This is a genomic window from Streptomyces sp. NPDC055013 (genome assembly GCF_053608645.1).
In genome coordinates, this window is record NZ_JBSGVW010000001.1 from 512608 (window position 1) to 538125 (window position 25518).

The following is a 25518-nucleotide window of genomic DNA, read 5'->3' on the forward strand; positions in this document are numbered from 1 at the left end:
TGGCCCGGCTCACATGGCGTGAGAGGGGCGCCGCCGACACCATGGGTGCTCCGTCACCGCAAGGCTGAAGGGATCAAGAATGTTCCGCAAGGTGCTGGTCGCCAACCGCGGGGAGATCGCGATTCGTGCGTTCCGCGCAGGCTACGAGCTGGGCGCGCGCACCGTCGCCGTCTTCCCGCACGAAGACCGCAACTCCCTGCACCGGCTCAAGGCCGACGAAGCCTACGAGATCGGGCAGCCCGGACACCCGGTGCGGGCCTATCTCTCCGTGGAGGAGATCGTCCGCGCGGCGCGCCGTGCCGGAGCGGACGCGGTGTACCCCGGGTACGGATTCCTGTCCGAGAACCCTGATCTGGCCCGGGCCTGCGAGGAAGCGGGCATCACCTTCGTCGGACCGAGCGCGGACATCCTGGAACTGACCGGGAACAAGGCCCGCGCGGTGACCGCCGCACGGGAGGCCGGCGTACCCGTGCTCGGCTCGTCCGCGCCCTCCAACGACGTCGACGAACTGGTCCGCGCGGCCGACGACGTCGGCTTCCCCGTGTTCGTCAAGGCGGTCGCGGGTGGCGGCGGCCGCGGCATGCGCCGCGTGGAGGATCCCGCCCAGCTGCGGGAGTCCATCGAGGCGGCGTCCCGCGAGGCGGCGTCCGCGTTCGGCGATGCCACGGTGTTCCTGGAGAAGGCGGTCGTCGAGCCCCGCCACATCGAGGTGCAGATCCTCGCCGACGGGCAGGGCAACGTCATCCATCTGTTCGAGCGGGACTGCTCGGTGCAGCGCCGCCACCAGAAGGTGATCGAGCTGGCCCCCGCGCCGAACCTCGACCCGGAGCTGCGGGACCGGATCTGCGCCGACGCCGTGCGGTTCGCCCGCCAGATCGGTTACCGCAACGCGGGCACCGTGGAGTTCCTCCTCGACCGCGACGGCAACCACGTCTTCATCGAGATGAACCCGCGCATCCAGGTCGAGCACACCGTGACCGAGGAGGTCACCGACGTCGACCTCGTGCAGTCGCAGCTGCGCATCGCCGCCGGCGAGACCCTCACCGACCTCGGCCTAGCCCAGGAGACCGTGACGCTGCGCGGCGCAGCGCTGCAGTGCCGCATCACCACCGAGGACCCCGCCAACGGGTTCCGTCCGGACACCGGCCGCATCAGCGCCTACCGCTCGCCGGGCGGCTCGGGCATCCGCCTCGACGGCGGTACCACCCACGCCGGTACGGACATCAGCGCGCACTTCGACTCCATGCTGGTCAAACTGACCTGCCGGGGCCGGGACTTCAGCACCGCGGTGGGCCGTGCCCGGCGTGCCGTGGCCGAGTTCCGCATCCGCGGCGTGGCCACCAACATCCCCTTCCTGCAAGCGGTTCTGGACGACGCCGACTTCCAGGCCGGCCGGGTCACCACGTCGTTCATCGAGCAGCGCCCGCACCTGCTCACCTCCCGCCACTCCGCAGACCGCGGTACCAAGTTGCTGACCTACCTGGCCGACGTCACCGTCAACAAGCCGCACGGCGAACGGCCCGACCTGCTCGAGCCGTTGACCAAGCTGCCCGCGCTGCCCGCCGGTGAGCCGGCGGCCGGGTCCCGGCAGCGGCTCGCCGAACTCGGCCCGGAAGGCTTCGCCCGCTGGCTGCGCGCGTCCCCGACCATCGGCGTCACCGACACCACGTTCCGCGACGCCCACCAGTCGCTGCTCGCCACGCGCGTGCGCACCAAGGACATGCTCGCCGTCGCCCCGGTGGTGGCGCGCACCCTGCCCCAGCTGCTGTCCCTGGAGTGCTGGGGCGGCGCGACCTACGACGTCGCCCTGCGCTTCCTCGCCGAGGACCCGTGGGAGCGCCTGGCGGCCCTGCGGGAGGCCGCGCCGAACATCTGCCTGCAGATGCTGCTGCGCGGCCGCAACACCGTGGGCTACACGCCGTATCCCACCGAGGTGACCGACGCCTTCGTGCACGAGGCCGCAGCCACCGGCATCGACATCTTCCGCATCTTCGACGCCCTCAACGACGTCGCCCAGATGCGGCCCGCCATCGACGCCGTACGGGACACCGGAACGGCCGTCGCCGAGGTGGCCCTGTGCTACACCTCCGACCTGTCCGACCCGTCGGAGCGCCTGTACACCCTGGACTACTACCTGCGCCTGGCCGAGCAGATCGTCGAGGCGGGCGCCCACGTGCTGGCCGTCAAGGACATGGCGGGCCTGCTGCGCGCCCCGGCCGCGGCGACCCTGGTGTCGGCGCTGCGCAGGGAGTTCGACCTGCCCGTCCACGTGCACACCCACGACACCGCCGGCGGTCAGCTCGCCACCTACCTCGCCGCCATCCAGGCCGGCGCCGACGCGGTGGACGGCGCGGTGGCGTCCATGGCGGGCACCACCTCCCAGCCGTCCCTGTCGGCGATCGTGGCCGCGACCGACCACTCCGACCGGCCCACCGGCCTCGACCTGCAGGCCGTCGGCGACCTGGAGCCGTACTGGGAGAGCGTCCGCAAGGTCTACGCCCCCTTCGAGGCGGGGCTGGCCTCGCCGACCGGCCGCGTCTACCACCACGAGATCCCCGGCGGGCAGCTCTCCAACCTGCGTACCCAGGCGGTCGCGCTGGGCCTGGGCGACCGCTTCGAGGACATCGAGGCGATGTACGGCGCCGCCGACCGGATGCTCGGCCACCTGGTGAAGGTCACCCCGTCGTCGAAGGTGGTCGGCGACCTGGCGCTGCACCTCGTGGGCGCGGGCGTGTCCCCGAAGGACTTCGAGGCGGAGCCGGACCGGTTCGACATCCCCGACTCCGTCATCGGGTTCCTGCGCGGCGAGCTCGGCACCCCGCCCGGCGGCTGGCCCGAGCCGTTCCGCACGAAGGCGTTGCAGGGCCGCGCCGACGCCAAGCCGGTCCAGGAGCTGAACGCCGACGACCGCGAGGGCCTGGCGAAGGACCGGCGGGCGACGCTCAACCGGCTGCTGTTCCCGGGCCCCACCCGCGAGTTCGACACGCACCGCGACACCTACGGCGACACCAGCGTCCTCGACAGCAAGGACTTCTTCTACGGACTGCGTCCCGGCAAGGAGTACTCCGTCGACCTCGAGCGCGGTGTGCGGCTGCTGATCGAGCTGCAGGCCGTCGGTGACGCGGACGAGCGTGGCATGCGCACCGTGATGTCCACCCTGAACGGCCAACTGCGGCCCATCCAGGTCCGCGACCGGGCGGCGGCCTCCGACGTTCCCGTCACGGAGAAGGCCGACCGTGCCAACCCCGGCCACGTCGCGGCACCGTTCGCCGGCGTGGTGACCCTCACGGTCTCCGAAGGGGACGAGGTGACGGCCGGTGACACGGTGGCCACCATCGAGGCGATGAAGATGGAGGCTTCGATCACCGCAGCGAAGTCCGGCAAGGTGGCCAGGCTCGCCATCAATCCCATCCAGCAGGTCGAGGGCGGCGACCTCCTCGTCGAACTCGCCTGAGCGGTCTCCAGGGCCGGCAGTTCAGGGGCACGGTCCCGCGGACTTCTCCGCCGGGCCGTGCCCCTGCCGCTGGAACGGCGTCAGCTTTTCTGTTCTCGGAGGAAAGACGTGAGTGCGGCCGTGAGTTCGGCAGGTGCGTCCTCCTGGACGAGGTGGCCCGCGCCGGCGATCGGCTCCAGCCGCGCGCCGGGGATCCGGGCGGCCAGCTCGCGGCCTTTCGCCACGGGGATCCAGGTGTCGTCCTCGCCCCAGCACACCAGCGTCGGGAAGCCGATCTCGCCGTACCGTTCCTGGACTTCGTCGGTGTAGCGCTGGTCGGCCTGGGCGATCTGCCGGTAGAAGGCCGACTGGCCGACCTCGCCCAGCCAGGGCCGGCTGAGCCGGTCGAGGACGGCGGGGTGCAGGCCGGGGCTGCTGGCCGAGCTGATGTACTCGCGCACCAGAGCGCCGTGCAGAGCGGGCGGCAGCCGGTCGAAGACATCGGAGTGCTCGCCGACGAGACGGAAGAACGGCGATCCCCACGGGGCCAGCGCGACCGGGTCGACCAGGGCGAGCGCGCGGTAGCGGGCTCCGTGCAGCAGGTGCGCCCGCAAGGAGACGGCACCGCCGAAGTCGTGTGCCACCACGAGAGGTTCGTCGAGGTTCCAGTGTGTCAGGAGCTCGGTGAAGACCCTGCCCTGGGTTGCCAGGGAGACATCCTGGTCGGTGGACATCTCCGATTCCCCGTAACCGGGCATGTCCCACACGAACACCTGGTGGTGGCGGGCGAGCGCGCGGGCTACGGCGCGCCAGACGTACGAGGAGAAGGGCGTGCCGTGGAGGAGGACGACCGGATCCTGGCCGGGCTGCCCGAGGCTGCCCCAGCGGATGTCGCCCGACGTGCTGCGGAATGTCTCGGGCAGCTGCCATTCACTCACGGGTGCTGGTCCTCTCGGTCGTGTCTGCCGAAGCCTCCACCATATTGAGGGCCGCGCTGAGCGCGACGGCCCCTTCGAGCAGCGCTCTGGAGCGAGTTGCGATACCTGACTCCCTGGCCGCCAGCGCGGAGGTGACGTCCTCCGACCGGCGGGCGCTGCGCAGCTCCGGCATGAGAGCGCGCAGGGGCGCGACGCGGTAGCCGGCCTTGCGCAGCTGGTGCACGATCCGCGCATCCCGGACCTGGGCGGGTGTGTACCGGCGTGTGCCACGCGCGGGGTCACGGTTCGGGACGACGAGTTCCTCCGCATCCCAGTGCCGCAGCGTCGAAGGACGTACGCCGAGAGCGGCGGCGAGGTCGGAAACGCTCATCGAGTCCGAAGCCCGTACGTCTTCGATCGGCTCACCGGCGATGGCCCGGGCGGCCTCCTGGGCCAGCTTCAGTTCCGTGCGCTCCGCGTCCAGCCGGGCGTGGGCCGCGTCGAGCAGGGCCAGTGCCTGCGAGGCGGGGGAGCGGTGGACGGCCCGGACGATCCGCTTGGCCTCGGTGGGACCGGCGCCCGCTGCGAGGGTGCGGTAGGCCAGCGCGGACTGCAGATGCAGGTCCCCGTAGATCCGGTAGCCCGTGGCCGTGCGTGTCGCCGGCGGAAGGACACCGTCGCGTTCGAGGTTGCGCACTTGTTGAACGGAGTACCCGCAGCGCCGCGCGACATCGGCGGTGCGCAGAACGCCTGATTTGAGACTTGCCACCCCGAAAGCCCTTCGTCTGCCGCTCAGAGTCTCCACAAGCACTTCAATGCAACGCTAGAGCACATGACCATGGACGAGATCATCGGCTACGTGGGCGGACTGGACGGTGTGCTGACCCTCAGGCCGGCCCCGGGCGACGGCACACCGGACATCAGCTGGGGCGACACGTTCTTCTACTACGCCCCCGATCGGGTGCCCCCGACAACGACCCAGCCGTTCGCGACGATCGTGACCAAGAACTACCCCGGCGACGAGGCCTCACGGCTGGACCGGGCGGACACCTTCCGCGTCAACGTCAACGCCGGGAAGGAGGCGTTCGTCCGGTGGACCGGTCACGAGCCCCGCGAACCAGCCACCGGCGAGGTCGATCCCAGCGCCGCTGACACCCTGATCGCCCATCCCGTCTACGGCACCCTTGGCTGGCTGGCCGTGGTGAATCCGGGCCCGCGCACGGCAGCGGCGACCCGTGAGCTGCTGCGTGCGGCCCATCACTTGGCCCGCTCCCGGCACGAGCGACGCGGCGCACCGACCACGTGAGGAGCCGAGCGGCTGCGTCACTCCCGCCCCGCATGCGGCCGGGCGCACCGCATCGCACCCTGGTGCTATGGCAAGTGCGCAGCTCATCGTCATCTATCCGCCCGCCGAGGACGGCGGTCGGCGGGTGCGTGCGGACACCAGGTTCCTGGGCATGGCGTACGGGCTCCTGGACGTGGCCGAGTTCCTGAGCCGGGCGGGGATCGAGGACGCCGATCCCGACTACGTACGGCAGTCCGCCCTGATCGAATGGCGGGGCGGCGGCCCGGACGCGTGGGGTCGATGAAGGGGCGGGACAACCGCAGCATCCGCCGTCACAGCTTCCCCGGTCAGGCGGCCTTCTTCTTTCCTCTGCGGCCCGCCCCGGCGAGGGCGTCGATCAGCTGGTCGCGGGTCATCTTCGAGCGGCCGGGGACATTCCGGTCGGAGGCCTGCTGGTAGAGCTCCGACTTGCTCATCCGCCGCAGCTCGCTCTTCTGCGCCGGGCGGTCCGCGGCCGGCTTCTTGCGCTGCCCGGCAGCGCCACTCCCGGGGGAGCGGGCCTGGTCGAGACTGTGCTGGAGGACATCCATCAGGTCGACGACGTTGGTCGCCTCGGGGGCTTCCTCGGCGACGGCGATGTCCCGGCCCTCGGCCTTCGCCTTGACCAGCTCCCGCACCTTCTCCTGGTAGGTGTCGTGGTAGCGGGCGGGTTCCCATTCCGAGCTCAGTGCGTCGACCAGCTGCAACGCCATGTCCAGCTCCTTGCCGCGCCCGGCTCGGCCGGAGGGCAGCTCGGGCAGTTCCTTGCCCGGGTCGCGCACCTCGTCGGCCCAGTGCAGGGTCTGCAGGACAAGGACCTGGTCGGCCGCGCGCAACGCGGTCAGGTACTGCCTGCCGCGCATCACGAAGGTCGCGATGCCCGCCTTGTCCGCCTCGGCCAGCGCCGCGCGCAGCAGCTCGTACACCTTCAGGTGTTCCTTGCCGCGCGGGGCGACGTAGTACGTGCGGGCGAAGTACACGGGCTCCATGTCGGCCAGGTCGACGAAGTCCGAGATCTCGATGGCCTTCGAGCGGCCCGGCGCGATCTCGTCCAGTTCGTCGGGGTCGATGACGATGTACTCGCCCTCGGCCGCCTCGAAGGCCTTGACGATGTCCTTGTTCTCCACTTCCTTGCCGGTGCGCTCGTTGACCCGCCGGTTGCGGATCCGGTCGGCGGTGCCGCGCTGCAGCTGGTGGAAGTGGACGGTGTGGTCCTCGGTCGCGGTGTACAGGCCGACCGGCACGCTGGCCAGCCCGAACGTGATCACCCCTGTCCAGATCGCACGAGCCATGCCGTCCCGCTCCGTCCCGCGTGCAGCCGAAGGCCCGCTCGGGCCGTGTCCCACCTCCACGCTCGCACCCCGCACCCGGCCTCGCGCGCGGAGAGCGGACCGGGATCCTCCTCACGCGTCCGCGAGACGGTTGGGCTGAAGCAGCAGCAGGGCGATGTCGTCGGTGTGGCGGTTGGTGCGGTGGGTATGGCGGACCAGGCTGTCCACGAGCTGGTGCAGGGGCAGATCGCTCGACTCGCTGAGGTGGTGGGCGAGGTCGGCGATGGTCTGGGTGATGTCGGTGCCGGGGTCTTCCACGAGGCCGTCGGTGTAGAGGGCGAGGAGCGTCTCCGGGCCCAGGGGCAGGGTGGTGAGCGGGTAGGTGGGAGTGCCGAAGCCGAGGCCGAGTGGAGGGCCGGGGCGGACGTCGACGGGGTGGGCCCGGTTGTCGGGGAGGCGCAGGAGCGGGGGAGGGTGTCCGGCGCTGGCGAGGGTCACCTGGTGGCGGGCGAGGTCGATGTGGGCGTAGAGGCAGGAGACGAAACGGCTGGCGTGCAGGTCGGCGAGGTCGCGGTCGGTGCGGGCTAGGACCTGGTCGGGAGCGGCCCCGGCCGTGGCATGGGAGTGGACGGCCATACGGACCTGGCCCATCAGGGCCGCTGCCGTCATGTCGTGGCCCTGCACGTCTCCGATGACGGCCGCGGCGGTGGTGTTGGTGAGGCGGATCAGGTCGTAGAAGTCGCCGCCGATGTTCACGCCCTGGCTGGCGGGCAGGTAGCGGGCGGCGACCTCGAGACCGGCCACGGTGGGCAGGGCGTGCGGCAGGAGGGTCTGCTGCAGGGCGTGGGCGAGGTTGTGCTTGGCGTCGTAGAGGCGTGCCCGGTCCAGGGCCTGGGCGATGAGACCGGCCAGCGGCGTGAGGATGGAGCGTTCGGCGGCGGTGAAGGTGTGGGGCCGGTTGTAGGCGAGGAGCAGACAGCCGATGGGACGTCCGGAGCTGAGCAGCGGCAGGAAGGCCCAGGCGTGTTTGTCGCTGATCTGCGGTGCCCTCGGGTAGAGGCGGGCGAGTTCGCCGCGGTTGGCGAAGAACAGGGACGCGCCGGTGGCCAGGGCGCGGCCGGCCGGCGTCAGGTCGGCGTCCGTGGGCAGGCCGTCGAACTGCTCGATCAGGGAGGGCTCGTAGCCGCGGTGTCCGATGATCTGGATACGGCCGGCGTCGGCGGCGGACATGATCATGCCGTGGGCGCCGAAGGCAGGCAGGATCTGGTCGGCGATCAGGTCCACGACGTCCTGGACACCGACGGCCTCGGTCAGTGCCGCTGTCAGGGCCATCAGCAGATGGATCCGGCTCGTCGGCGGAGTGCTGGCGGGCGAGGCCGGCTGCGTGCCGAGGGGCTTGGACGACTGGTCGGGGGTGATGAGGATGCTGGTGCCGCTGTCGTCCGTGTGCAGGCGCAGGTCCAGCCACTGGTCCGGTGGGCGCAGGACGGTCAGGGCGAGGTGCTCGCGGCTGCTCATGGCAGTGCGGTACGCGTCCATGTACGCGATGTTGTCGAGCCAGGGCAGTGACTGCCACGGCTGGGTTCCCAGCAGCTGTTTCGCCGGTCTGCCCAGCAGATGGGCGGCTGCGGTGTTCACGTAGGTGATGCGCCCTCCGAGGTCAAGGGCGAGTGTGCCGAGGGGCAGGCGTTCCACCAGGTCGGCCGCCGCGAGCTCGGACTGCGGCCTCGGCTCCTCGCGGTGCGGATGCACGAAGCGGGGCCGGTCCGGAATGACCGGAGGCGAGGCCTCCGCGTCCAGCAGGCGGGCGATGCGGCGCGCGCTCATGGCGATGCGGCCGCGCTCGCGGCGGCTGAGGCGGGGGGACCGGTCCGGGGCCCAGATCAGCAGCAGTGCACCCCGGCTGTGCCGGATCTGCTTCAGCGGGACGATGGCGAAGGCGACTTGGTAGGGGATGGTCGCCGCGGCACGCGGGTAGGAGCGGGCCAGTGCCTCCAGGGAACTCACCCAGACGAGCTGTTCGTGGCGAACCGCATCCTGTGCCGGCCCGCGGATGGCGAACGACATCCGCCACCACGGTGCGAAGGCATCGACCGGGAGACCGCACAGGGCGAGCAGGCCCATCGCGGTCTCGGCCGGGTCCAGCAGGTAGACACCCCCGGACCTGGCACCGGTGCGCCGCACAGCCGCCGCCAAGGCGTCCCCGAGCGGATCAGCCACCTCCGGCTGCTCATCGGACCCGCTCATTCGGCGCAACACCCAACGCCCATGTTCAGAACGCTAAGCCCGACCCGGCGGCACGGCATGTGGATCAGGCGTCCTGTGCCGTGCCGGGAGGCGACGTCGGCGTGCCGAGGCGGCGCCGCAGGAACGGCTCCTGGGAGAGTACGGCCCCCACGCTCAGGCCGACGGCGACGGCCACGCACACGATGATCAGCCAGGACAGCAGCACGAAGACCGGCCCGGCGGAACCGTAATCCGCCAGTGCCCGGTTGAGCGCCCGAGGCATGTAGAAGTGCGCGGTCAGGGACAGGGCGCTGACCGCGACCGCCGTGATGACCGCCCCCGGCAACAGGGGTGACCAGCGGACGCCGCCGCCCAGCAGAAGGTGCTGGGTCCACCACCACAGGGCCGTCTCCATGACCAGGATGACCGGGATTCCCAGGAGCGCCCCAAGGCCGACCCGGTTGTGCAGCAGGCCCTGCCCGACCAGTGCCCCGAGCCACAGGACGATCCATGCCAGCCACCGCCACGGAGCGACCTTCGCCCCTGACCGGGGCAGCAGCCAGGCCCGTCTGCACAGCCGCTGCACCGCACGGCTGACCGCGGTGGCCGACAGCAGCACCATCAGTGTGCCCACCAAGCCGGTCGCCTGGCGCAGATCGTCGGTCGGGGGCTGGAACGCCTGCTCGATCTGGGCCTTCGACTGCCCGTTCAGACCGAAGACGGCACTGACCGCCGCGGTGACCTGGTCCTGCACCGCCTGGGGCGCGTACGCACTCAGCACGAACAGCAGGGGAACGGCGGTCAGGAAGCACTGCGCCGCGATGCGGGTGGCGGAGTCGAAGATGTTCACCGACACCATGCGGTCCACGATCCCCGTGACCACCGGGAAGCGGGTCTCCACCCGCGCGTGGACGGTCTTCAGCCGGGCAGTCAGTTTCCTGATACGGCCACGCCACCAGGGCGCGTGCAGCAGGGAGCGGCTCCGCCGGTGGCCGTCGGCGGGGTCCTCGCCCGTGCCCCCGCGCGGCATCACTCACCGGCGCGCGTGGAGCCCGGGCATGGCGTCCCGGTCCCTGCCGTCGACGGCATCCGTGCGTAGGTCTCCATCGCGCCGCTCCTTCCCGGTCTCCAGATTGCGTGACTTGGCGGGACACGGCACTCCGTCGCCCGCCCAAGGGGCACGCATGCGGACGCCGGGGCCGTCGGTCGAGAGCCGCGGCGGATCACGGCCGTGCCTACCCTCGTGCCGTACGGCGCCTGATGGGATCGCCCAGGGTCGTGGACCTGCTGCTCATCGCCCTCGCCATCACGCTCGACCCCCTTCCCCTCATGGCGTTCGTGCTGGTGGTGGCCTCCGGCAGGGGGGTACGGACAGGACTCGCCTTCATCGCGGGGCGGATGGCGTGTTTCGTCGCGGTGATCGCCCTGGTCCTGACGCCGACCGGCGGGCAGCCCCCGCGCCCAGGTCGCCTCCGTCCACGGCGAACCTCGCGGCCGAACTCCTCATCGGGGTGTCGCTGATCGGGTACGGCCTCCACCCGCATCGACAGCGAGACCGGCACCGGCCACCTGGCCACGACCGCACAGCGAACGCTGCGCCCGATGACGCCGGAGCCTCGCCGTCGCGCGGCAAGTCGTCCTCCTTCCTCGCCACCCGGATGGACCGCGGCGCGATCCGGCCGGCGGCGGGACTGGCCGTCCTCATCCAGCCGTGGGGACTCGTCGCGGCGGGCGCCGTGACCGTGGTGGAGGCCGACACCTCCCACGTCACGACCTGGGTGGAGCTGTCGCGTTCTGCATCGTCGCGACGGCCGGCCTGCTCGCCGCCGATCTGTACGTCGTACTGAAACCGGCATCGGCCCGGCGTCGGCTGCTCGGCCTGCGCACCTGGATGGCGGACCACGCCCACCAGGCCATCGTGTTCGGCATCGTCGCGATCGGCCTGTGGCTGACGGGGAAGAGCGTCTACGAGCTGGCCAGTTGACGTCCCGGAAGGACCACCCGCGCAGCGCCCCGCCGGACCCGGGGCGATAGTGGGCGTGTACCGGACCTCCACCGTCACCGCAGGGAGGGAGCTTGACCGCGAAGGTCGACGACCCCCGGGTCGTGATCGTCATGGGCGTGTCGGCGTCCGGGAAGTCCACCGTCGGTGCGCGCCTTGCCCAACGGCTCGGTGTGCCCTTCCTGGAGGGCGATGAACTGCACTCCGCGTCCGAACGGGCCAAGATGGCCGCCGGGCACCCCCTCGACGACGCCGATCGCCGGCCCTGGCTGGCGGCCCTGGCCCAGTGGGTCCGCTCGGCCGTGTCACGCGGGCGTGGTGGGGTGGTCGCCTGTTCCTCTCTGAAGCGCCGGTACCGGGACGAGTTACGGAGCGCGGGTGAGGGCGCGAAGGTGAGCTTCGTCCACCTGGCCATCGATCGCCGGTCGGCCGCGGAGCGGATCGCCCGCAGGAAGGGGCACTTCATGCCACCGGGGCTGCTGGACTCGCAGTACGCGATTCTCGAACCGCTGCAGGCCGACGAGCCGGGTGTCACCGTCGACGCGAGCGGCACCCCGGAGCAGGTCATGGCGGCGGCGCTGCGAGCGGTGGCCGAACCGGACGGATAGCGGGCGTGCCGCTTCACGCCCACACGGGCGTCCCGTTTCCCGTTCACAGGAGACCCGTATGGAACTGGTCCACTTCCGCATGGTGATGCCGTCCGCCCTCACCCGGCCGGCCGTCGCCCTGCTCTCCTCGCACGGCAGCGTGCTCAATCTCGTCGTGGTGAGGTCGGGCCAGGTCCCCGAGGGCGACGCGGTGGAGTGCGACGTGGTGCAGGGCGCCGCCAACGACGTGCTGGGGCAGCTGCGCGAACTGGGCGTCGACCGTACGGGGTCGATCGCCGTGGACGGCATCGACGTGCTGTTCTCGCAGCAGGCCGAGCAGCTCGAGGCCGATCAGCCGAGCGCGCTCGTCCACGCGCCGTTGTGGGCCGGCGTCGAGGCGCGCATCCGGGCGGAGGGCACCTACCGACCGTCGTTCTACCTGTTCCTGGTCATCGCCGGGATCATCGGCTCGGTCGGCATCATGTCGAACTCTCAGATCCTCATCGTGGCGGCGATGGTGGTCGGCCCCGAGTACAACGCCATCACCAGCGTCGCCCTCGGCCTCGACCGCCGTAGCCGACGCAGGGTCCGCGAGGGTGTGCGGGCGCTGGTGGTCGGCTTCTCCCTGGCGATCGTGGCCACCTTGGGATTCGCCGCGGTGGCCCGGGGCCTCGGCCTTCAGTCGGAGGCCTTCGATCTGGGCCTGCGGCCCGTGTCCAACCTCATCGGCACGCCGAACTTCTTCTCCGTCGTCGTGGCCTTCCTCGCCGGCATCGTCGGAATCGTCTCGCTGACCGAGGCGCGCGGCAGCGCCCTGCTGGGTGTCTTCATCTCCGTCACCACCATCCCCGCCGCCTCGGACATGGCGGTCTCGCTGGCGTTCGGGGACTGGGACCACGTGTGGGGCTCGTTCGTCCAGCTGTTGCTCAACGTCATCGTCCTGGTGGCCGTCGGCGTCCTCGCTCTCCGTGCCCAGCGGCGACTGTGGCACCGCGCGACCCGACGGGCCGCGGCATCCGGACGCTAGGGCAGTGCCGGACGGTCCCTGCCCGGCCCCGCACCCCCGCCGCCCTCATCCCCGCGCGCCGATCTCCGACCTCCGGCTTAGTCTGAGGCGGGGGGCATTCGGGTGAAGCGCACGCCGAGAGGTGGCCTCGATGGACGACTACCCGCTGATCGAGAACCACGGCCTCCTCGGCGACCTGCAGACCGCCGCGCTGGTGACGACCGACGGTTGCATCGACTGGTTCTGCGCCCCGAGGTTCGACTCACCCAGTGTGTTCGGGGCCCTGCTGGACCAGAACAAGGGCGGGCACTGCACGGTACGGCCGCAGAACGGCGCCTACGCGACCAAGCAGTTGTACTTTCCCGACACGGCCATCCTGGTCACTCGCTTCATGACCGAGGCGGGCGCCGGTGAGGTGATCGACTTCATGCCTGTGACGGGCGCGAAGGTCACGGAAAGTCACCGACTGGTGCGCATGGTCCGCTGCGTGCGCGGCAAGATGAAGTTCGAGGTCGAGATAGCGCCGCGGTTCGACTACGGCCGGCAGGCGCACCGGTTGCACATCACCACGCATGGGGCGGCGTTCGTGGCGGAGGACGGCTCGAACCTCACCGTGCACCCGGTCCGCGAAGTGGACGACGAGCGACTGCTCGACCTGCTCGCCGACCGGCGGGACGCCCTGCACTTCACGCTGACCCTGGAGGCGGGCCAGGAGCGGGGGCTGGCGCTGGAGTGGGGCGCCGACGGGCCGCCCAGGGAGATGCGCCTGGCCGAATACCATCAGCTCTTCGACGAGACGGTGCAGTTCTGGCGTACCTGGCTGGGCCAGTCGCGCTACACGGGACGCTGGCGCGAAGCCGTGGAACGCTCCGCGATCACCCTGAAACTGATGACGTTCGCACCCACCGGCGCCGTGGTGGCCGCCCCGACGGCCGCCCTCCCGGAGCAACTGGGCGGGGAGCGCAACTGGGACTACCGGTTCACCTGGATCCGTGACGCGTCCTTCTCGGTGTACGCCCTGCTGGGACTGGGATTCACCGACGAGGCAAGGGCGTTCATCCTGTGGCTCGCCGACCGGGTCAGGGAGCGGGCCGGACGGCACGGTGACACCGGTCCGCTGAACATCATGTACAAGGTCGACGGCTCCTCCGACCTGGACGAAGAGATCCTCGACCACTGGGCGGGCTACGCCGGCTCCGCGCCGGTACGCATCGGCAACGGCGCCGCCACCCAACTCCAGCTGGACATCTACGGCGAGGCCCTGGACAGCATCTACTTCGCGCACCGGCACGGTCTGCAGCTCGGGCACCACGGATGGAACTCACTGCTGACCAACCTCGACTGGCTGGTCGACCACTGGGACCAGGCGGAGGAAGGACTGTGGGAGACCCGCGGCGGCCGGCAGGACTTCACCTACGGCCGCGTCATGTCCTGGGTCGCCTTCGACCGGGCCCTGCGGCTCTCCGACGCGAACGGACGCCCGGGCCCCTCCGCACGCTGGCGCAGGGCACGCGACGACTGCTACGAGCAGGTCATGGCCAAGGGCTGGAGCGAGGAACGCGGGGCCTTCGTCCAGCACTACGGCAGCGAAGTCCTCGACTCCTCGCTGCTGCGCATGTCGACGGTCGGGATCATCACGCCGGAGGACCCGATGTGGATATCCACCCTCGGCGCCATGGAACAGGAACTCGTCAGCGACAGCCTCGTCTACCGCTACAACCCCGACGCGTCCCCCGACGGCCTGCGCGGCTCCGAAGGCACCTTCTCGCTGTGCACCTTCATGTACGTCGACGCCCTGGCACGTGCGGGACGGACCGGCAAGGCGCGGCTGGTGCTGGAGAAGATGATGGGGTACGCCAACCACCTGGGCCTGTACTCGGAGGAGATCGACCCGACGGGCCGTCAGCTGGGCAACTTCCCGCAGGCGTTCACGCACCTCGCCCTCATCGACGCCGCCATCACTCTGAACGCGGCGCTCGAGCGTCGAGCCTGATGCCCCGGTTCAACCAGTGGTGTCCACGCCCGGTGCCGGCGCGGGGCCGAGCAGCACGAGCGTGTCGCCCTCCCCGGCCGTGACCGCCCCTGCCTCGGTCGTCGGCTCCAGTCGCCCGTCCGTCCGTACGACGAACAGCGTCTCGTACCCCGGCGGATACGGCGCCGACGCGGGCTGAACGTGGAAGCGGGCGCCGCGCTCATGGCGCTCCGCGAGGATGTGGCGGACGAGGTCCCGGCCGAAGAGGATCTCTCCGGAGGCGTAGGGGGCGACCACGCCCCGGGTGTCCGGCGGTGGGCCCACCCGGTAGACCGGACCGTCGACGCTGTCCCGCAGGACTACCGCGACGAGCGCGTTGAAGTCGTCGTCGTCCGTGAGCAGGAAGACCGATGTGATTCCTTCCAGGCGGACCTGCGGATCGGTCGCCACGGCCATCAGTTCCCCGGCTGTCTGCTCGATGCCCGCCGCCTCGATCCTGCCCTGCCCCTGGGTGGATCCCGCCCACATCAGCACGTCCTGCCCCGCGGTGCGCAGCGCACGGGCGAGGTCCACGACCCAGGGCTCGTCGCCCAGCAGCAACGGGCGGAATCGCGTGGTGCGTACGACGCCCAGCTTCGTGGCCACGGGCTTCGCGGTGAGTCCGTAGACGAGGACCGTCCCGACGATCACCAGGAAGGTGACCGGGAGGATCTTGTCCGCGTCGCGCAGACCCTCGCTGGTGAGTGCCGCGGAGAAGGTGGTGGCGGTGGAGGCGGCGACGATGCCGCGCGGGGCCATCCAGCCGATGAAGGCGCGTTCCCGGCCCGTGAAGTCCGTCCTGAGGGTGGACAGCAGCGCGATCACGGGCCTGACGACCAGGACGAGCGCCGCTACCAGCGCGAGGGTGGGAAGCAGCACCGGAACGAGCGACTCGGGTGTCACCGAGGCCGAGATGGAGACGAACAGCAGACCGATGATCAGCTGGACCAGCGTCTCGGAGAACGGCCGCCGCACGGGCATGTCGAAGCCCGGCAGGTTCGCGGCGGCGAGGCCCATGACGATCGCGGCGATGAGCCCCGTGTCGTCGTACACCGCGTCGCAGCCCGCGGCCACCACCACGACGACGGCGAACTGGGCGAGCGTGCCGAGGGTCTCACCGAGGCGGAGCAGCCGGAGAGCGAACCACAGCAGCGCGGCCCCGACCACGCCGCCCGCCAGCCCGACGGCGATGCTGCCCAGGAACGAGCCCACCCGGAAGTGGCCGGTCTGCAGGCCGCCGGAGACGATGGAATGGAAGACGACGGCACCGAGGATGCCGCCGACGGGGTCGATGAGCGAGCCCTCCCACACCAGCACGCGCCGCACCTTGTCCGCCGGCTTGACGTGCTCCAGCAGCGGACCGACGACGGTCGGCCCGGACACCACGAGGATCACCCCGATCATGCTGGCCACGGCCGCCGGAACGCTGAACAGAGCCGGACTCAGGGCCGCCACCGCCGCCCAGGTGAGCACTACTTGGAACACCAGGAGCCGGATGACCGTGTTGCGGGTCGCGCCCTTGAGCAGGCGCATGTCCAGGCCCAGCCCGGCGTCGTAGAGGATGAGCGCCACCGACAACGACACCAGCGACGAGAAGTCCTCTCCGACGAGCCGGTCGGGGTGGACGATGTCGGTGAGGGCTCCCGCGGTGAACCCGGCCGGTAGGAGCACGATCAGGGCCGGGATCCGCAGCCGGCCGGCCAGGATCTGGGAGCCGACGGCGAGGGCAACGACCAGGGCGAGCCCCAGCAGGATGTCGTTCTCGCTCACGGTGCCCTCACCCTTCGCCGCGGGCCTCAGCCGTCGTCACCGGCACCGAGCCGCAGATCGGTGTCGGTGAGGCCCTCCAACTCCCCGTGGGTGTCCAGCCAGTAGAGAAGGACGACCGCGGGCATGACGAGCACGACGGCGACGAGGGTGACCACCCCCAGCCAACGCAGCGTCGTGTCGGCGCCCGCCCCCTCCGCGATGGTCAGGGAGGTCGGGACGAGGTACGGCCGCTGTGCCAGGCCCCAGGCGATGACCGCGGACGCCACCACACCGACCGCGGTGCCCCGGGACCAGGCGCCGGACGGGCGGATCAGCAGCCAGGCGGTGGCCAGGGTGGCCACCGCCGCCACGATCACGAACACGAGTCCCGCGCCGTGCGTGAGCCCGTGCCACACGTGCGCCGCGTCGTCGTGCGCGACGATCAGCGTCACCACGGACAGAACGGCGACGGCGGCCAGAGCGGCCAGCGCCCGCCGCCGGAAGTAGCCGTCCAGATCCGGTGCTTCGAAGCGCCGGGCGTCCGCGGCGAGGAACACCGCCCCGAGCAGGGCGGTGGTCGCCACGGCGAGCACCCCGAACAGCAACGGGGTGGGATGGGCCCACGCGTGGTCCGAGGGCTCGGCGTCCGCCGTCACCCGGCCAGACGCCACACCGCCGGCCGCAGCGCCCAGGAAGAACGGCGTGAGAAGGGAGGAGACGGCGAACACCGCGCCGTACAGGCGCCGTCCGGCCAGCCGCTGGGCGGGCTTGCGCAGCGCGAACCCCGCGCCGCGCAGGACCGTGCCCACGACGGCCAGGGCGAGCGGCAGCCACATCGACTGGAACAACTGCTGGAACAGGACGGGGAAACCCGTCCACATGATGACGAGTACGAAGATCAGCCAGACGTTGTTGACCTCCCACACGGGTGCCATCGCATGGTCGATCAGCCACCGGGGCCGCTTGCCGCGCTCCGCTCCGCCGGCGGTCAGGTCCCAGAAGCCGGCTCCGTAGTCGGTGCCGCCCGCGCAGGTGTAGGCGGCGATCGCGAGCAGCAGGACGACGGCGATGACGTCGGCGATCACCGTCGGTCCTCCGCTGACGAGGACGGTCCGTCACTCCCGGACGGCGGCGAAGCGCCGGACGGGACAGCAGGACGCGGCCCGTAGGGGGTGTCCGTCTCGGGTGCCTCGGTCGTCGTCCGCTTCCCGGTTCCCGCCCTGTCGTCCTCGTCGGCGAGCCGCCAACGGGTGCGCATCCGCAGCAGGATCACGAGGAACGACCCGAAGATGAACACGTACACGACGACGACCAGGCCGAACATGGTCCACAGCGTGCCGGACCGGGTCGAGGTGACCGCTTCGGCGACGCGCATGTTCTCGTAGACGATCCACGGCTGACGGCCGACCTCGGTGGTGATCCAGCCGCATTCGACGGCCACGACGGCGGCCACGCCGGACACCGCGGCGCACCGGTAGAACCAGGGCGAGGCGGGCAGTCGGCGGCGCCGCCACCAGACCAGGGCGTACCACAGGGCGAGCACCACGAGCAGGGAGCCGATGCCGACCATGGTGTCGAACGCCCAGTGGGCGATGGTCGCTTGGGTGGGGTTCGGCCGCTGGTCGGCGGGGACGGAGGTCAGGCCGGTCACCCGGGTGTCCGGGCTGAAACCGGCGAGGATGGAGTCGAACTGCGGGATCTTGATGCCGCCCGAGATGGTTCCGTCCGGATGCAGCCGGCCGAACAGGTACTCGGGGACATGGGTGTCGGTCTCCCAGACGATCTCCATGGCCGCGAACTTCACCGGCTGCTTGTGGAAGACCTGCCGCGCGATGGAGTCGCCCAGCATGAACTGCACCGGCGTGAACACCGCGGCGACCGTGAACGGGATGGTGAAGCCGAGCCGGTGGTAGTGGTCCCGGCGCCCGCGGAGCCAGCCGACGGCATAGACGCCGGCCACGAGATACCCGGCCGTCACGAGCATCGCCACGACGAAGTGCCAGTACTGCGGGCCGAACATCGGGGTGAAGATCGCCTTCCAGATGTTCACGTCGACGGGGTTGCCCGCCGAGTCGAGGCGGAAGCCACGCGGCGTGTTCATCCAGGAGTTGGCGGCCAGGATCCCGAAGGCGCCGAGCAGGGCCGTCGCGGGCAGCGGCAGAGCCAGCAGGAAGTGCGTCCGGGCGGGGAGGCGGCGCCAGCCGTACAGGTAGATCGCGATGAGGACGGCCTCCAGGAAGAAGGCCCACGCCTCGACGCCGAATCCGATGCCGAAGACATCGCCCCACCTGCCCATCAGGCCCGGCCAGAGCAGCCCGAACTCGAACGACAGCACGGTGCCGGTGACCACCCCGATCGCGAACTGGACCGCCATCACCGCCGACCAGCGGCGCGCCAGCAGCAGGGCCGTACGGTCGCCGCGGCGCAGGCCGTAGCCGTGCAGGATGAGCGTGATCAGCGGCAGTGCCACACCCAGGGGCACCAGGATGATGTGGGACGCCAGGGTGAAGGCCATCAGGGATCTGGCCGGCAGCAGTTGCGCCGGCGCGTCCGCAAGCACGTACAGAGTCGTGTGCACAGGGTTTCCGTCCGGGGCCGTCGTGCGTGTGTGCTGTCAGCCGCCGGTGGCGAAACCGGGGAAGAGGGTCATCCCGCCGTCCACGTAGAGCGTCGCGCCCACCACGTAGTCCATGAGGTCGGAAGCGAGGCCCACGGCCGCGTGCGCGATGTCGTCAGGGTCGCCGACGCGGTCGTAGGGAATCAGCTTGAGGAGGTCGTCGCGGGCCGCCTGTGTCTCCCAGGCACCGCGATTGATGGGGGTCGCGATGGCACCCGGGGCGATCGCGTTGACGCGGATCTTCTTGGGCGCGAGTTCCTGCGCGAGCGTCTGCATCATCATCTGCACGCCGCCCTTGGACGAGGCGTAGTTGACGTGCCCGGCCCAGGGGATGACCTGGTGCACGGAGCTCATGCAGATGATCTTGCCGGCCGCGCGCGACACCTCGGGGACGACGCCGCGCCGCAGGAACTCCTTGGTGGCCTCCCGGGCGCACAGGAACTGCCCCGTCAGGTTGACGTCGATGACCTTCTGCCACTGGGCGAGGGTCATCTCGGTGAACGCGGCGTCGCGCTGCAGGCCGGCGTTGGCGACCAGGATGTCGATCGTGCCGAACTCCTCGACCATCCGGTTCGTCATGGCGACGACCTGGTCCTCGTCGGAGACGTCCGCCTCGTATGCCGCCGCCCGCACGCCGAAGGACTTGATCTCCTCGACTACCTTCTCGGCCGCGTCGCGGCCGGCCACGTAGTTCACCACCACGTCGGCGCCGGCCCGGCCCATGGCCACGGCCGTCGCCTTGCCGATGCCGGAGTTCGCCCCGGTCACCAACGCCTTCTGGCCCTTGAGCAGGTGGGCGGGGATCACGTCGCGGGGCGCGCCCTCGGGGGAACTCACGATGACTGTCTCTCCATTGCGTGGCCGGGTCGCCCGGGCCGTGGCCCGGAGGTCAAGGGGTCACACAATCACCGGGGGCGCGCGGCAGCGCGTGGCACGGGCCGGTGTTGGGCCGACCGGCGGAGGAACTTCGCCCGCTCGAAGGCGAGTCGCCGGGCCCGGCTCAACCGAGGCGTTCCAGGAGGTGATCGCCCACCCGCAGGGCGTTCGCCATGGCCGTCAGGGACGGGTTGACCGCGCCGATGCTCGGGAAGAAGCTCGTGTCGACCACGTACAGGTTGTCGACGTCGTGCGCCTTGCAGTGGACGTCCAGGGCGGAGGACGCCGGATCGGTACCGAACCGCACCGTGCCCGCTTGGTGCGCGGTCGCGCCGATGGGCATCCCCTTGTGCAGGTAGATGCTGTGCGACAGCAGGCGGTGCTCGTGCATGCCGAGGTGGCCGAGCAGGTGCCGGAGCTTGTGCTGCAGGCGCTTCAGCCCGGCCGTGTTGTTGTTCTCGTCGAGCGTCAGACGGATGCGGCCGTCGCCCTCCAGCGTGACCCGGTTGTCCGGCAGCGGCAGGTCCTCCCCGCACAGCCAGAAGTCGACGGCGTGATGGGCCAGCACCTCGAAGGGCATGTCGGGCGCCACCGCCCCGGCCCAGCGCGGGGCTTCGCCGTGGATCTGCTCGGCGTCCGACTTGCCGAGCATCTGGATGCCGCCGAGCGGATACTCCCAGTCGTCCGCGCCGAGGTACCAGTCGTGCAGCGCGAGCGTCTTCTGGAACTGGGTGTCGTTGGGTTCCTTCGACACGGCCATCAGCGCGAGGTTGTTGTGCCGCATGTAGTGACGGCCGACCACGTCGGAGCTGTTCGCCAGCCCGCCCGGGTGCCGGTCGTTCGCCGAAGCGAGCAGCAGCGCGGCCGAGTTGACCGCTCCGCACGCCACGGCCACGATGTCCGCCTCGAAGCGGGCCTCCTGCCCGTCCGCGAGCGTGGCGACGACCGCGGAGACGCTGCGGCCGGTCGGGTCGGTGTCGAGGCGCGTGACGTGGGCGTTGGTGATCATCTCGACGTTCGGCTGCCGCAAGGCCGGTTCCACGCAGACCACTTGGGCGTCGGACTTGCCCCGGACCAGACAGGGGAACCCGTCGACCCGGTTGCAGCGGATGCAGGCGCTGAAGTGGGTCGCCCCGCCGTTCGCGTCCTGGGTGAGGTCGACGCCGATGGGCAGATGGAAGGGATGCAGGCCCTGCTTCTCCAGGTCGTCGCTCAACTGCTGGATGCGCGGCTCGTGTTCGACCGGAGGATGGGCGTACTGCTCGCTGTACGGGCCCTCCCAGGGGTCCTCGCCGTGCCGGCCGTGCACGCGGTAGAGGTGTTCCGCCTGGGTGTAGTACGGCTCCAGGTCCTCGTACCGGATCGGCCAGGCGGGGGAGAGGCCGTCGTGGTGGCGCAGTTCCCCGAAGTCCTCGGGACGCAGCCGGAACAGGGCCGCGCCGTAGAACTTGGTGTTGCCGCCGACGTAGTAGTTGACCTCGGGCGGGAACTCGTTGCCGTGCTTGTCGAGCCAGAACTCCGGGGCCCGGTACTTGCCCTTGACGAACACGGCCGTGGAGTCCCAGTTGTCGCGCTCGCGCGGAAGGTAGTCACCGCGTTCCAAAACCAGGACCCGCTTGCCCGAGGGGGCCAGCCGGTGGGCGAGCGTTCCCCCGCCCGCTCCGGTGCCGATGATGATGACGTCGTACTGGGGGGAGTCGCCCATGACGACCACCGTCCTTGGCTGGGGTGGTCTCCCGCCGTTGCGGTGACCCGGACACGTCTGGGGGCCCACTTCGAACGTATACGGAGGCCGCCGGTGCGGCATCCGCAAGGGGGCCCCTGCTGCCGCTCACAGAACGGCGATCGGGTTCACCGGCGAGCCGGTGGCCGACGGAAGCCGCAGTGGGGAGACCACGCACAGGAACCGTGAGCGGGCCGACTTGGCGCAGGCCTGCGCGAGCTCCTCGAGGTCCAGCCAGTCCAGCAGGTGCAGTCCCATGGCGTTCACGGCCAGGACGTGCACGGGGTAGTCGACGCCGGTCACCGCGCTCGGTCCGGCGTCGTTGTTGCCGTCCGATCCGAGCACGGCCACGCCCCGCTCGGCCGGGAAGCGCATCGCCTCCGGATGCAGTCCGGCCCGGGCCTCGGCCGGGTCCCAGGCGCCGAGGCTCCGTCGCCGACTGCGATGTCCCACGCGCACGAACAGCAGGTCGCCCGGTCCGACCGTGACCCCCTGCGCGGCCTCGGCGGCCTCGAGGTCCTCGGCGCTCACCTGCGCGCCGGGTTCCAGCCACGGGACGCCCCGCAGCCGGGGGATGTCCAGCAGCACACCGCTTCCGACGATGCCGTCCCGCACCAGGTCCAGCGTCAGCGCGCCGGCGTGTTCCGGCGTCACCGTGCTTGCCGGGACACCGCCGTAGAGCTCGCCGTCGAACATCACGTGACAGAGCGCGTCGAGGTGACTGTCGGCGTCGCCGTGCACGTTCATGGCGAACCGGTCGCGGGCGAAGTGCAGCCCCGGGGCGGTGGCCTCCTCCTGGTCCGTCGGCGCGATCATGCGATAGGACGCGGGCTGCGGATTGTCCGGCTCCGGCTCGGTCTCGATCGGCGCGGCCATCGAGACGGTACGCCCGGTACGGACCTCGCCGGCGGCGGCGACGACCCGTTCGGGCGTGAGCCGGCCGAGTGCCCCGCGGTCACCACCGGTGCCGCCCGCCTGCTCACGCAACCGGCGGTACAGGGCCCGGAAGGCCGCCTCGGACATGCGCTCCGGCGCCGATGCCTGGGGACGCGAACTCATCGCGACACAGAGCCCGGCCCGGCCGGGCTCCGCTGTGCGGCGAACTGGACGAGCACAACGAGCACTACGAGAGCGGTGCGCTTCCGGCGATCGGCCATGCGAGCTCCTTGTCTGCCGGGCTCTGGCTTCTACTGTCGACCGGGCCGGGCGGACCCGCATGTCGGCGCGTCGAGGGTTCGGAGGCATGCCGAGGCTGAACCGGACGGGTGAGCCCGCTGCGGTGTCCCCAGCTCACGGCGGGGAGCCGCGGCCCGTCCTGGCCGGACACAACAGCGACAGGGCACGCGCACCTGACACGACCGGTCACAGCTCCCCGTCGTGTCAGGCGCCCTCGGCCCGTTTTGCCGCCGTCCCGGCGCCTCGGTCAGCCGGGTGCCCGTCCGGTGGGGCGGAGCTCGGGTCGGCCGGGGCCCCGCCCGGTGCCGGGGCCGGCTTGCCCAGCGGTGGCACCGGACGGCCCGGTGGGAGGAGTTGGGCGGTCACGAAGCCCACCACCGCCGCGAGGAGCACCACGGGAGTCATCGCTCCGCTGCCCATGAGCAGCACGACCAGCACCGCACTGCTCACCGGCAGTCGCAGCGCGGCCGAGGCCGAGGCCGCCATGCCTGCCGCCAGGCCCGGCACGACTCCCAACCCGGGCAGGGGTGCCAGCAGCACGCCGAACGCCGCCCCCAGGAACAGCGCGGGGAAGATGGGACCGCCGCGCAGACTGCCCAGGCACAGTCCGTACGCGGCCGCCTTGCACAGCAGTACGGCGATCAGGGCACCGACGCCCCAGGAGTGGGGGTCCTCGGCCAGCTTGGCCAGCGTGGCCTGGCCGGAGGACGCCACGTCCACCGGTGACCGGTCGACGGCCAGCGTATAGATCGTGGCGCACGCCCCGGCGGCGAGGGCGCAGGCCACCGTGTGGACGATGGGCCTCTTGGAGACGAACACCGCGGCCAGGCGCCCGGCGTCCAGCATCAGATGCACGGCGATGCCGATCGCGACGGCCATCGGAATCGCCCAGAGCACGTCCCCCGCGTCGAGGCGCGGCGTGGGCACCCCCAGCGTGAGCGTCAGGTTGCCGATGGACAGGCCGGTCCAGTGGCCGAACCCGGTGAAGATCAGCGAGCCGATCCCGCTGGACAGCAGCGCCGGCAGCATGACGGCGAACAGTCGCGGCCCGCCCACTCCGGCCACCTCGATCAGGATCACCGCTCCGACCAGCGGGTTGCCGAAGATCGCCGGAAGCGCCGCAGCGGCACCGGCCGCTCCGAGAAGTGCCGCGCTCTGCGTCGTCACCGGGGCACGCGCCAGTTGCCCGAAGAGCAGGGCAAGGCCGCCGCCGAGCGCGATCAGCGGGGCTTCGGGGCCGAGGGTGGCGCCCAGCGGCAGGCTGGCCAGGGCCGCCAGGATGACGCCCGGCAGGGTGACCGGAGGCAGCCCCGCGGCATGCAGACCCGCGGCGGGCACGTGACCGCCGGCTCCCGGCAGATACCGGACCACGAGACCGACCGCGATACCGGCGAGCGTCAGCAACGGCAGCGGCCACCACCACGGAGGGGTGTCCCAGCCCAGCCCCGAGGGCAGGTCGGCCCACATCAGGTGCTCGAGCTCGTGCAGGGCGGCCAGGAACCAGAACGCGGCAAGGGAGACCGGGACACCGATCAGCGCCGAGAACACGAGCGTCTTTTGATACGCCGGGCTGCGCAGCAGCTCACGCAGCCGGTCGGCCTCTTCCGGCTGCGTACCGGTGGCGGGCGCAGCCGAAGACCCCGGCTCAGGCACGACCCCGTTCCCCCCGCGTCAACCGAGGACCTGGCGCTTCTGGGCCGCGAATTCCTCTTCGGTGAGCACGCCCTGGGCCTTGAGGTCGCCGAGCTGCTTCAGCTGGTCGATCTTGCTGGTCATCTCGTCGGCGGTCGACGGCGGTGCGGCGGGCGTCGGAGGCGCGACGCCCTGCTGGTAGGCGACTTCCCGTTCGGCGTCCTGCTGGGCCCAACGGCCCGCCTGCCGCCGTGAGACGCGGTTCGACACGGCTGTCGCCGTCCCCGCGACGACGGCGGTGCGGGCGACACCGCGAAGGAGTCCTGGCATGTCAGTCATCTCCCCTGTGATCAGTGGATGGAGTAGCGCCTGGGTGGAGCAGCGCTGGGTGGCGTGGCACCGCGGTGACGGCCTCGGTCCCCTAGGGCGCCGCCGTCGCCTCGGCGGCTTCCAGCGACGCCAGCAGCGCGTCCACGGGGATACGCCCGCTGGCCACCACCTCGGCCCCGCCGCGCCGCAGCGCACGCGCCAGGGGCGCGGCCCAGACGTTCTCGTACACGACGACGGCGGCGGAGTTGCCGGCCTCCAGCGCCACACCGGCGTCGTCCAGGTCGTCCTGGTCCAGCAGTCCCGAGGAGGCTCCCTCGAACACCGTCAGATCGACCTCGTCCCCGACATTGCGGAGTTCCAGCACTTCGACCGAACCGTCGGTGCCCTTGTGGATGAAGACGAGATCGAGGATGCGGATGACGCCGCCCTCGACCAGGTCGACCAGCAGGGGCAGCCCCTCGCCGGTCATACGGCTGCCGGGGAACTCGACGATCAGGTAGTCGACGGGCCCCATGTCCCCGATGTCCTGGTGCATGGCCACTCCTCAGAGGTGGGTACGGGCCCGGTCACACCTCGTCGGGCATCGTTCGCCCGCGGCGCAGCCGGAGGGTCGGCCCCTCCAGCCATTGCAGCACTCG

The 25518-nt window shown here is 71.1% G+C and carries 22 protein-coding genes; 8 read left to right on the top strand and 14 right to left on the bottom strand.

The genetic code is table 11. The features are described 5' to 3' along the window. Positions 1-79 precede the first annotated feature (79 nt). Positions 80-3454 carry a pyruvate carboxylase gene (locus ACWGDB_RS02200; RefSeq protein ID WP_453820638.1) on the top strand — a complete coding sequence of 1125 codons (3375 nt, stop codon included), beginning with the start codon at positions 80-82 and terminating at the stop codon, positions 3452-3454. An 80-nt stretch (positions 3455-3534) separates the two neighbouring features. Here ACWGDB_RS02200 and ACWGDB_RS02205 read toward each other — a convergent pair whose 3' ends face one another. Then, complete coding sequence (locus tag ACWGDB_RS02205) at positions 3535-4371, bottom strand: alpha/beta fold hydrolase (protein ID WP_453820639.1); 837 nt, start codon at positions 4369-4371, stop codon at positions 3535-3537. Then, positions 4364-5161, bottom strand: a complete 798-nt coding sequence (locus ACWGDB_RS02210; RefSeq protein WP_453820640.1) for a MerR family transcriptional regulator — start codon at positions 5159-5161, stop codon at positions 4364-4366. Before ACWGDB_RS02210 ends, ACWGDB_RS02205 begins: the two co-directional genes overlap by 8 nt. 21 nt (positions 5162-5182) lie before the next feature. On the opposite strand from ACWGDB_RS02210, the gene ACWGDB_RS02215 reads away from it, so the two are divergent. Then, positions 5183-5656 (top strand): DUF6194 family protein, encoded by a 474-nt coding sequence (locus ACWGDB_RS02215; protein ID WP_453820641.1) that lies wholly within the window; start codon positions 5183-5185, stop codon positions 5654-5656. A gap of 67 nt (positions 5657-5723) precedes the next feature. After that, positions 5724-5939 carry a hypothetical protein gene (locus tag ACWGDB_RS02220; protein ID WP_453820642.1) on the top strand — a complete coding sequence of 72 codons (216 nt, stop codon included), beginning with the start codon at positions 5724-5726 and terminating at the stop codon, positions 5937-5939. Between the two features lie 43 nt (positions 5940-5982). On the opposite strand, the gene ku is transcribed toward ACWGDB_RS02220, so the two are convergent. The 3 genes from ku to ACWGDB_RS02235 all read right to left on the bottom strand — a co-directional run bounded on the left by ku (position 5983) and on the right by ACWGDB_RS02235 (position 10201). Continuing rightward, positions 5983-6966, bottom strand: a complete 984-nt coding sequence (gene ku / locus ACWGDB_RS02225) for a non-homologous end joining protein Ku (RefSeq protein WP_453820643.1) — start codon at positions 6964-6966, stop codon at positions 5983-5985. A gap of 111 nt (positions 6967-7077) precedes the next feature. Further along, the gene (locus tag ACWGDB_RS02230; protein WP_453820644.1) at positions 7078-9192 is read right to left on the bottom strand and encodes a GAF domain-containing SpoIIE family protein phosphatase; all 2115 of its coding nucleotides are present in this window, start codon (positions 9190-9192) and stop codon (positions 7078-7080) included. A 64-nt stretch (positions 9193-9256) separates the two neighbouring features. Further along, positions 9257-10201, bottom strand: a complete 945-nt coding sequence (locus ACWGDB_RS02235; protein WP_453820645.1) for a YhjD/YihY/BrkB family envelope integrity protein — start codon at positions 10199-10201, stop codon at positions 9257-9259. 230 nt (positions 10202-10431) lie between these two features. On the opposite strand from ACWGDB_RS02235, the gene ACWGDB_RS02240 reads away from it, so the two are divergent. The 5 genes from ACWGDB_RS02240 to ACWGDB_RS02260 all read left to right on the top strand — a co-directional run bounded on the left by ACWGDB_RS02240 (position 10432) and on the right by ACWGDB_RS02260 (position 14759). Then, positions 10432-10692: a GAP family protein gene (locus ACWGDB_RS02240; RefSeq protein ID WP_453820646.1), complete on the top strand. Its 261-nt coding sequence runs from the start codon at positions 10432-10434 to the stop codon at positions 10690-10692. Positions 10693-10882: 190 nt separating this feature from the next. Then, entirely contained in the window at positions 10883-11155 is a 273-nt protein-coding gene (locus tag ACWGDB_RS02245; protein WP_453820647.1) for a hypothetical protein, read from the top strand. Between the two features lie 131 nt (positions 11156-11286). Continuing rightward, positions 11287-11781: a gluconokinase gene (locus ACWGDB_RS02250; protein ID WP_453820753.1), complete on the top strand. Its 495-nt coding sequence runs from the start codon at positions 11287-11289 to the stop codon at positions 11779-11781. Between the two features lie 58 nt (positions 11782-11839). Continuing rightward, positions 11840-12787: a DUF389 domain-containing protein gene (locus ACWGDB_RS02255; protein WP_453820648.1), complete on the top strand. Its 948-nt coding sequence runs from the start codon at positions 11840-11842 to the stop codon at positions 12785-12787. A 121-nt stretch (positions 12788-12908) separates the two neighbouring features. Then, positions 12909-14759, top strand: a complete 1851-nt coding sequence (locus ACWGDB_RS02260; protein WP_453820649.1) for a glycoside hydrolase family 15 protein — start codon at positions 12909-12911, stop codon at positions 14757-14759. A 9-nt stretch (positions 14760-14768) separates the two neighbouring features. On the opposite strand, the gene ACWGDB_RS02265 is transcribed toward ACWGDB_RS02260, so the two are convergent. The 9 genes from ACWGDB_RS02265 to ACWGDB_RS02305 all read right to left on the bottom strand — a co-directional run bounded on the left by ACWGDB_RS02265 (position 14769) and on the right by ACWGDB_RS02305 (position 25415). After that, entirely contained in the window at positions 14769-16547 is a 1779-nt protein-coding gene (locus ACWGDB_RS02265; protein ID WP_453820650.1) for a cation:proton antiporter, read from the bottom strand. A 26-nt stretch (positions 16548-16573) separates the two neighbouring features. Continuing rightward, the gene (locus tag ACWGDB_RS02270) at positions 16574-17611 is read right to left on the bottom strand and encodes a cytochrome d ubiquinol oxidase subunit II (RefSeq protein ID WP_453820651.1); all 1038 of its coding nucleotides are present in this window, start codon (positions 17609-17611) and stop codon (positions 16574-16576) included. Beyond that, positions 17608-19041, bottom strand: a complete 1434-nt coding sequence (locus ACWGDB_RS02275) for a cytochrome ubiquinol oxidase subunit I (RefSeq protein WP_453820754.1) — start codon at positions 19039-19041, stop codon at positions 17608-17610. Before ACWGDB_RS02275 ends, ACWGDB_RS02270 begins: the two co-directional genes overlap by 4 nt. A 99-nt stretch (positions 19042-19140) precedes the next feature. Then, positions 19141-19980 (bottom strand): SDR family oxidoreductase, encoded by an 840-nt coding sequence (locus tag ACWGDB_RS02280; protein ID WP_453820652.1) that lies wholly within the window; start codon positions 19978-19980, stop codon positions 19141-19143. 163 nt (positions 19981-20143) lie between these two features. Next, the gene (locus ACWGDB_RS02285; RefSeq protein WP_453820653.1) at positions 20144-21724 is read right to left on the bottom strand and encodes a GMC oxidoreductase; all 1581 of its coding nucleotides are present in this window, start codon (positions 21722-21724) and stop codon (positions 20144-20146) included. A 126-nt stretch (positions 21725-21850) separates the two neighbouring features. Continuing rightward, positions 21851-22801 (bottom strand): cyclase family protein, encoded by a 951-nt coding sequence (locus ACWGDB_RS02290; protein WP_453820654.1) that lies wholly within the window; start codon positions 22799-22801, stop codon positions 21851-21853. 321 nt (positions 22802-23122) lie between these two features. After that, positions 23123-24571 (bottom strand): chloride channel protein, encoded by a 1449-nt coding sequence (locus ACWGDB_RS02295; RefSeq protein ID WP_453820655.1) that lies wholly within the window; start codon positions 24569-24571, stop codon positions 23123-23125. 18 nt (positions 24572-24589) lie between these two features. Continuing rightward, positions 24590-24880: an SHOCT domain-containing protein gene (locus tag ACWGDB_RS02300; protein WP_453820656.1), complete on the bottom strand. Its 291-nt coding sequence runs from the start codon at positions 24878-24880 to the stop codon at positions 24590-24592. Positions 24881-24971: 91 nt separating this feature from the next. Further along, positions 24972-25415 carry a DUF6325 family protein gene (locus tag ACWGDB_RS02305; RefSeq protein ID WP_453820657.1) on the bottom strand — a complete coding sequence of 148 codons (444 nt, stop codon included), beginning with the start codon at positions 25413-25415 and terminating at the stop codon, positions 24972-24974. Positions 25416-25518: the final 103 nt, after the last annotated feature.

What these genes read in the sequence shown, in the direction of transcription:
- ACWGDB_RS02200 (WP_453820638.1), top strand. Translation starts at nt 80, where the DNA reads ATGTTCCGCAAGGTGCTGGTCGCCAACCGCGGGGAGATCGCGATTCGT.
- ACWGDB_RS02215 (WP_453820641.1), top strand. Translation starts at nt 5,183, where the DNA reads ATGACCATGGACGAGATCATCGGCTACGTGGGCGGACTGGACGGTGTG.
- ACWGDB_RS02220 (WP_453820642.1), top strand. Translation starts at nt 5,724, where the DNA reads ATGGCAAGTGCGCAGCTCATCGTCATCTATCCGCCCGCCGAGGACGGC.
- ku (WP_453820643.1), bottom strand. Translation starts at nt 6,966, where the DNA reads ATGGCTCGTGCGATCTGGACAGGGGTGATCACGTTCGGGCTGGCCAGC.
- ACWGDB_RS02230 (WP_453820644.1), bottom strand. Translation starts at nt 9,192, where the DNA reads ATGAGCGGGTCCGATGAGCAGCCGGAGGTGGCTGATCCGCTCGGGGAC.
- ACWGDB_RS02235 (WP_453820645.1), bottom strand. Translation starts at nt 10,201, where the DNA reads ATGCCGCGCGGGGGCACGGGCGAGGACCCCGCCGACGGCCACCGGCGG.
- ACWGDB_RS02240 (WP_453820646.1), top strand. Translation starts at nt 10,432, where the DNA reads ATGGGATCGCCCAGGGTCGTGGACCTGCTGCTCATCGCCCTCGCCATC.
- ACWGDB_RS02250 (WP_453820753.1), top strand. Translation starts at nt 11,287, where the DNA reads ATGGGCGTGTCGGCGTCCGGGAAGTCCACCGTCGGTGCGCGCCTTGCC.
- ACWGDB_RS02255 (WP_453820648.1), top strand. Translation starts at nt 11,840, where the DNA reads ATGGAACTGGTCCACTTCCGCATGGTGATGCCGTCCGCCCTCACCCGG.
- ACWGDB_RS02275 (WP_453820754.1), bottom strand. Translation starts at nt 19,041, where the DNA reads ATGGCCTTCACCCTGGCGTCCCACATCATCCTGGTGCCCCTGGGTGTG.
- ACWGDB_RS02285 (WP_453820653.1), bottom strand. Translation starts at nt 21,724, where the DNA reads ATGGGCGACTCCCCCCAGTACGACGTCATCATCATCGGCACCGGAGCG.
- ACWGDB_RS02290 (WP_453820654.1), bottom strand. Translation starts at nt 22,801, where the DNA reads ATGAGTTCGCGTCCCCAGGCATCGGCGCCGGAGCGCATGTCCGAGGCG.
- ACWGDB_RS02300 (WP_453820656.1), bottom strand. Translation starts at nt 24,880, where the DNA reads ATGCCAGGACTCCTTCGCGGTGTCGCCCGCACCGCCGTCGTCGCGGGG.
- ACWGDB_RS02305 (WP_453820657.1), bottom strand. Translation starts at nt 25,415, where the DNA reads ATGCACCAGGACATCGGGGACATGGGGCCCGTCGACTACCTGATCGTC.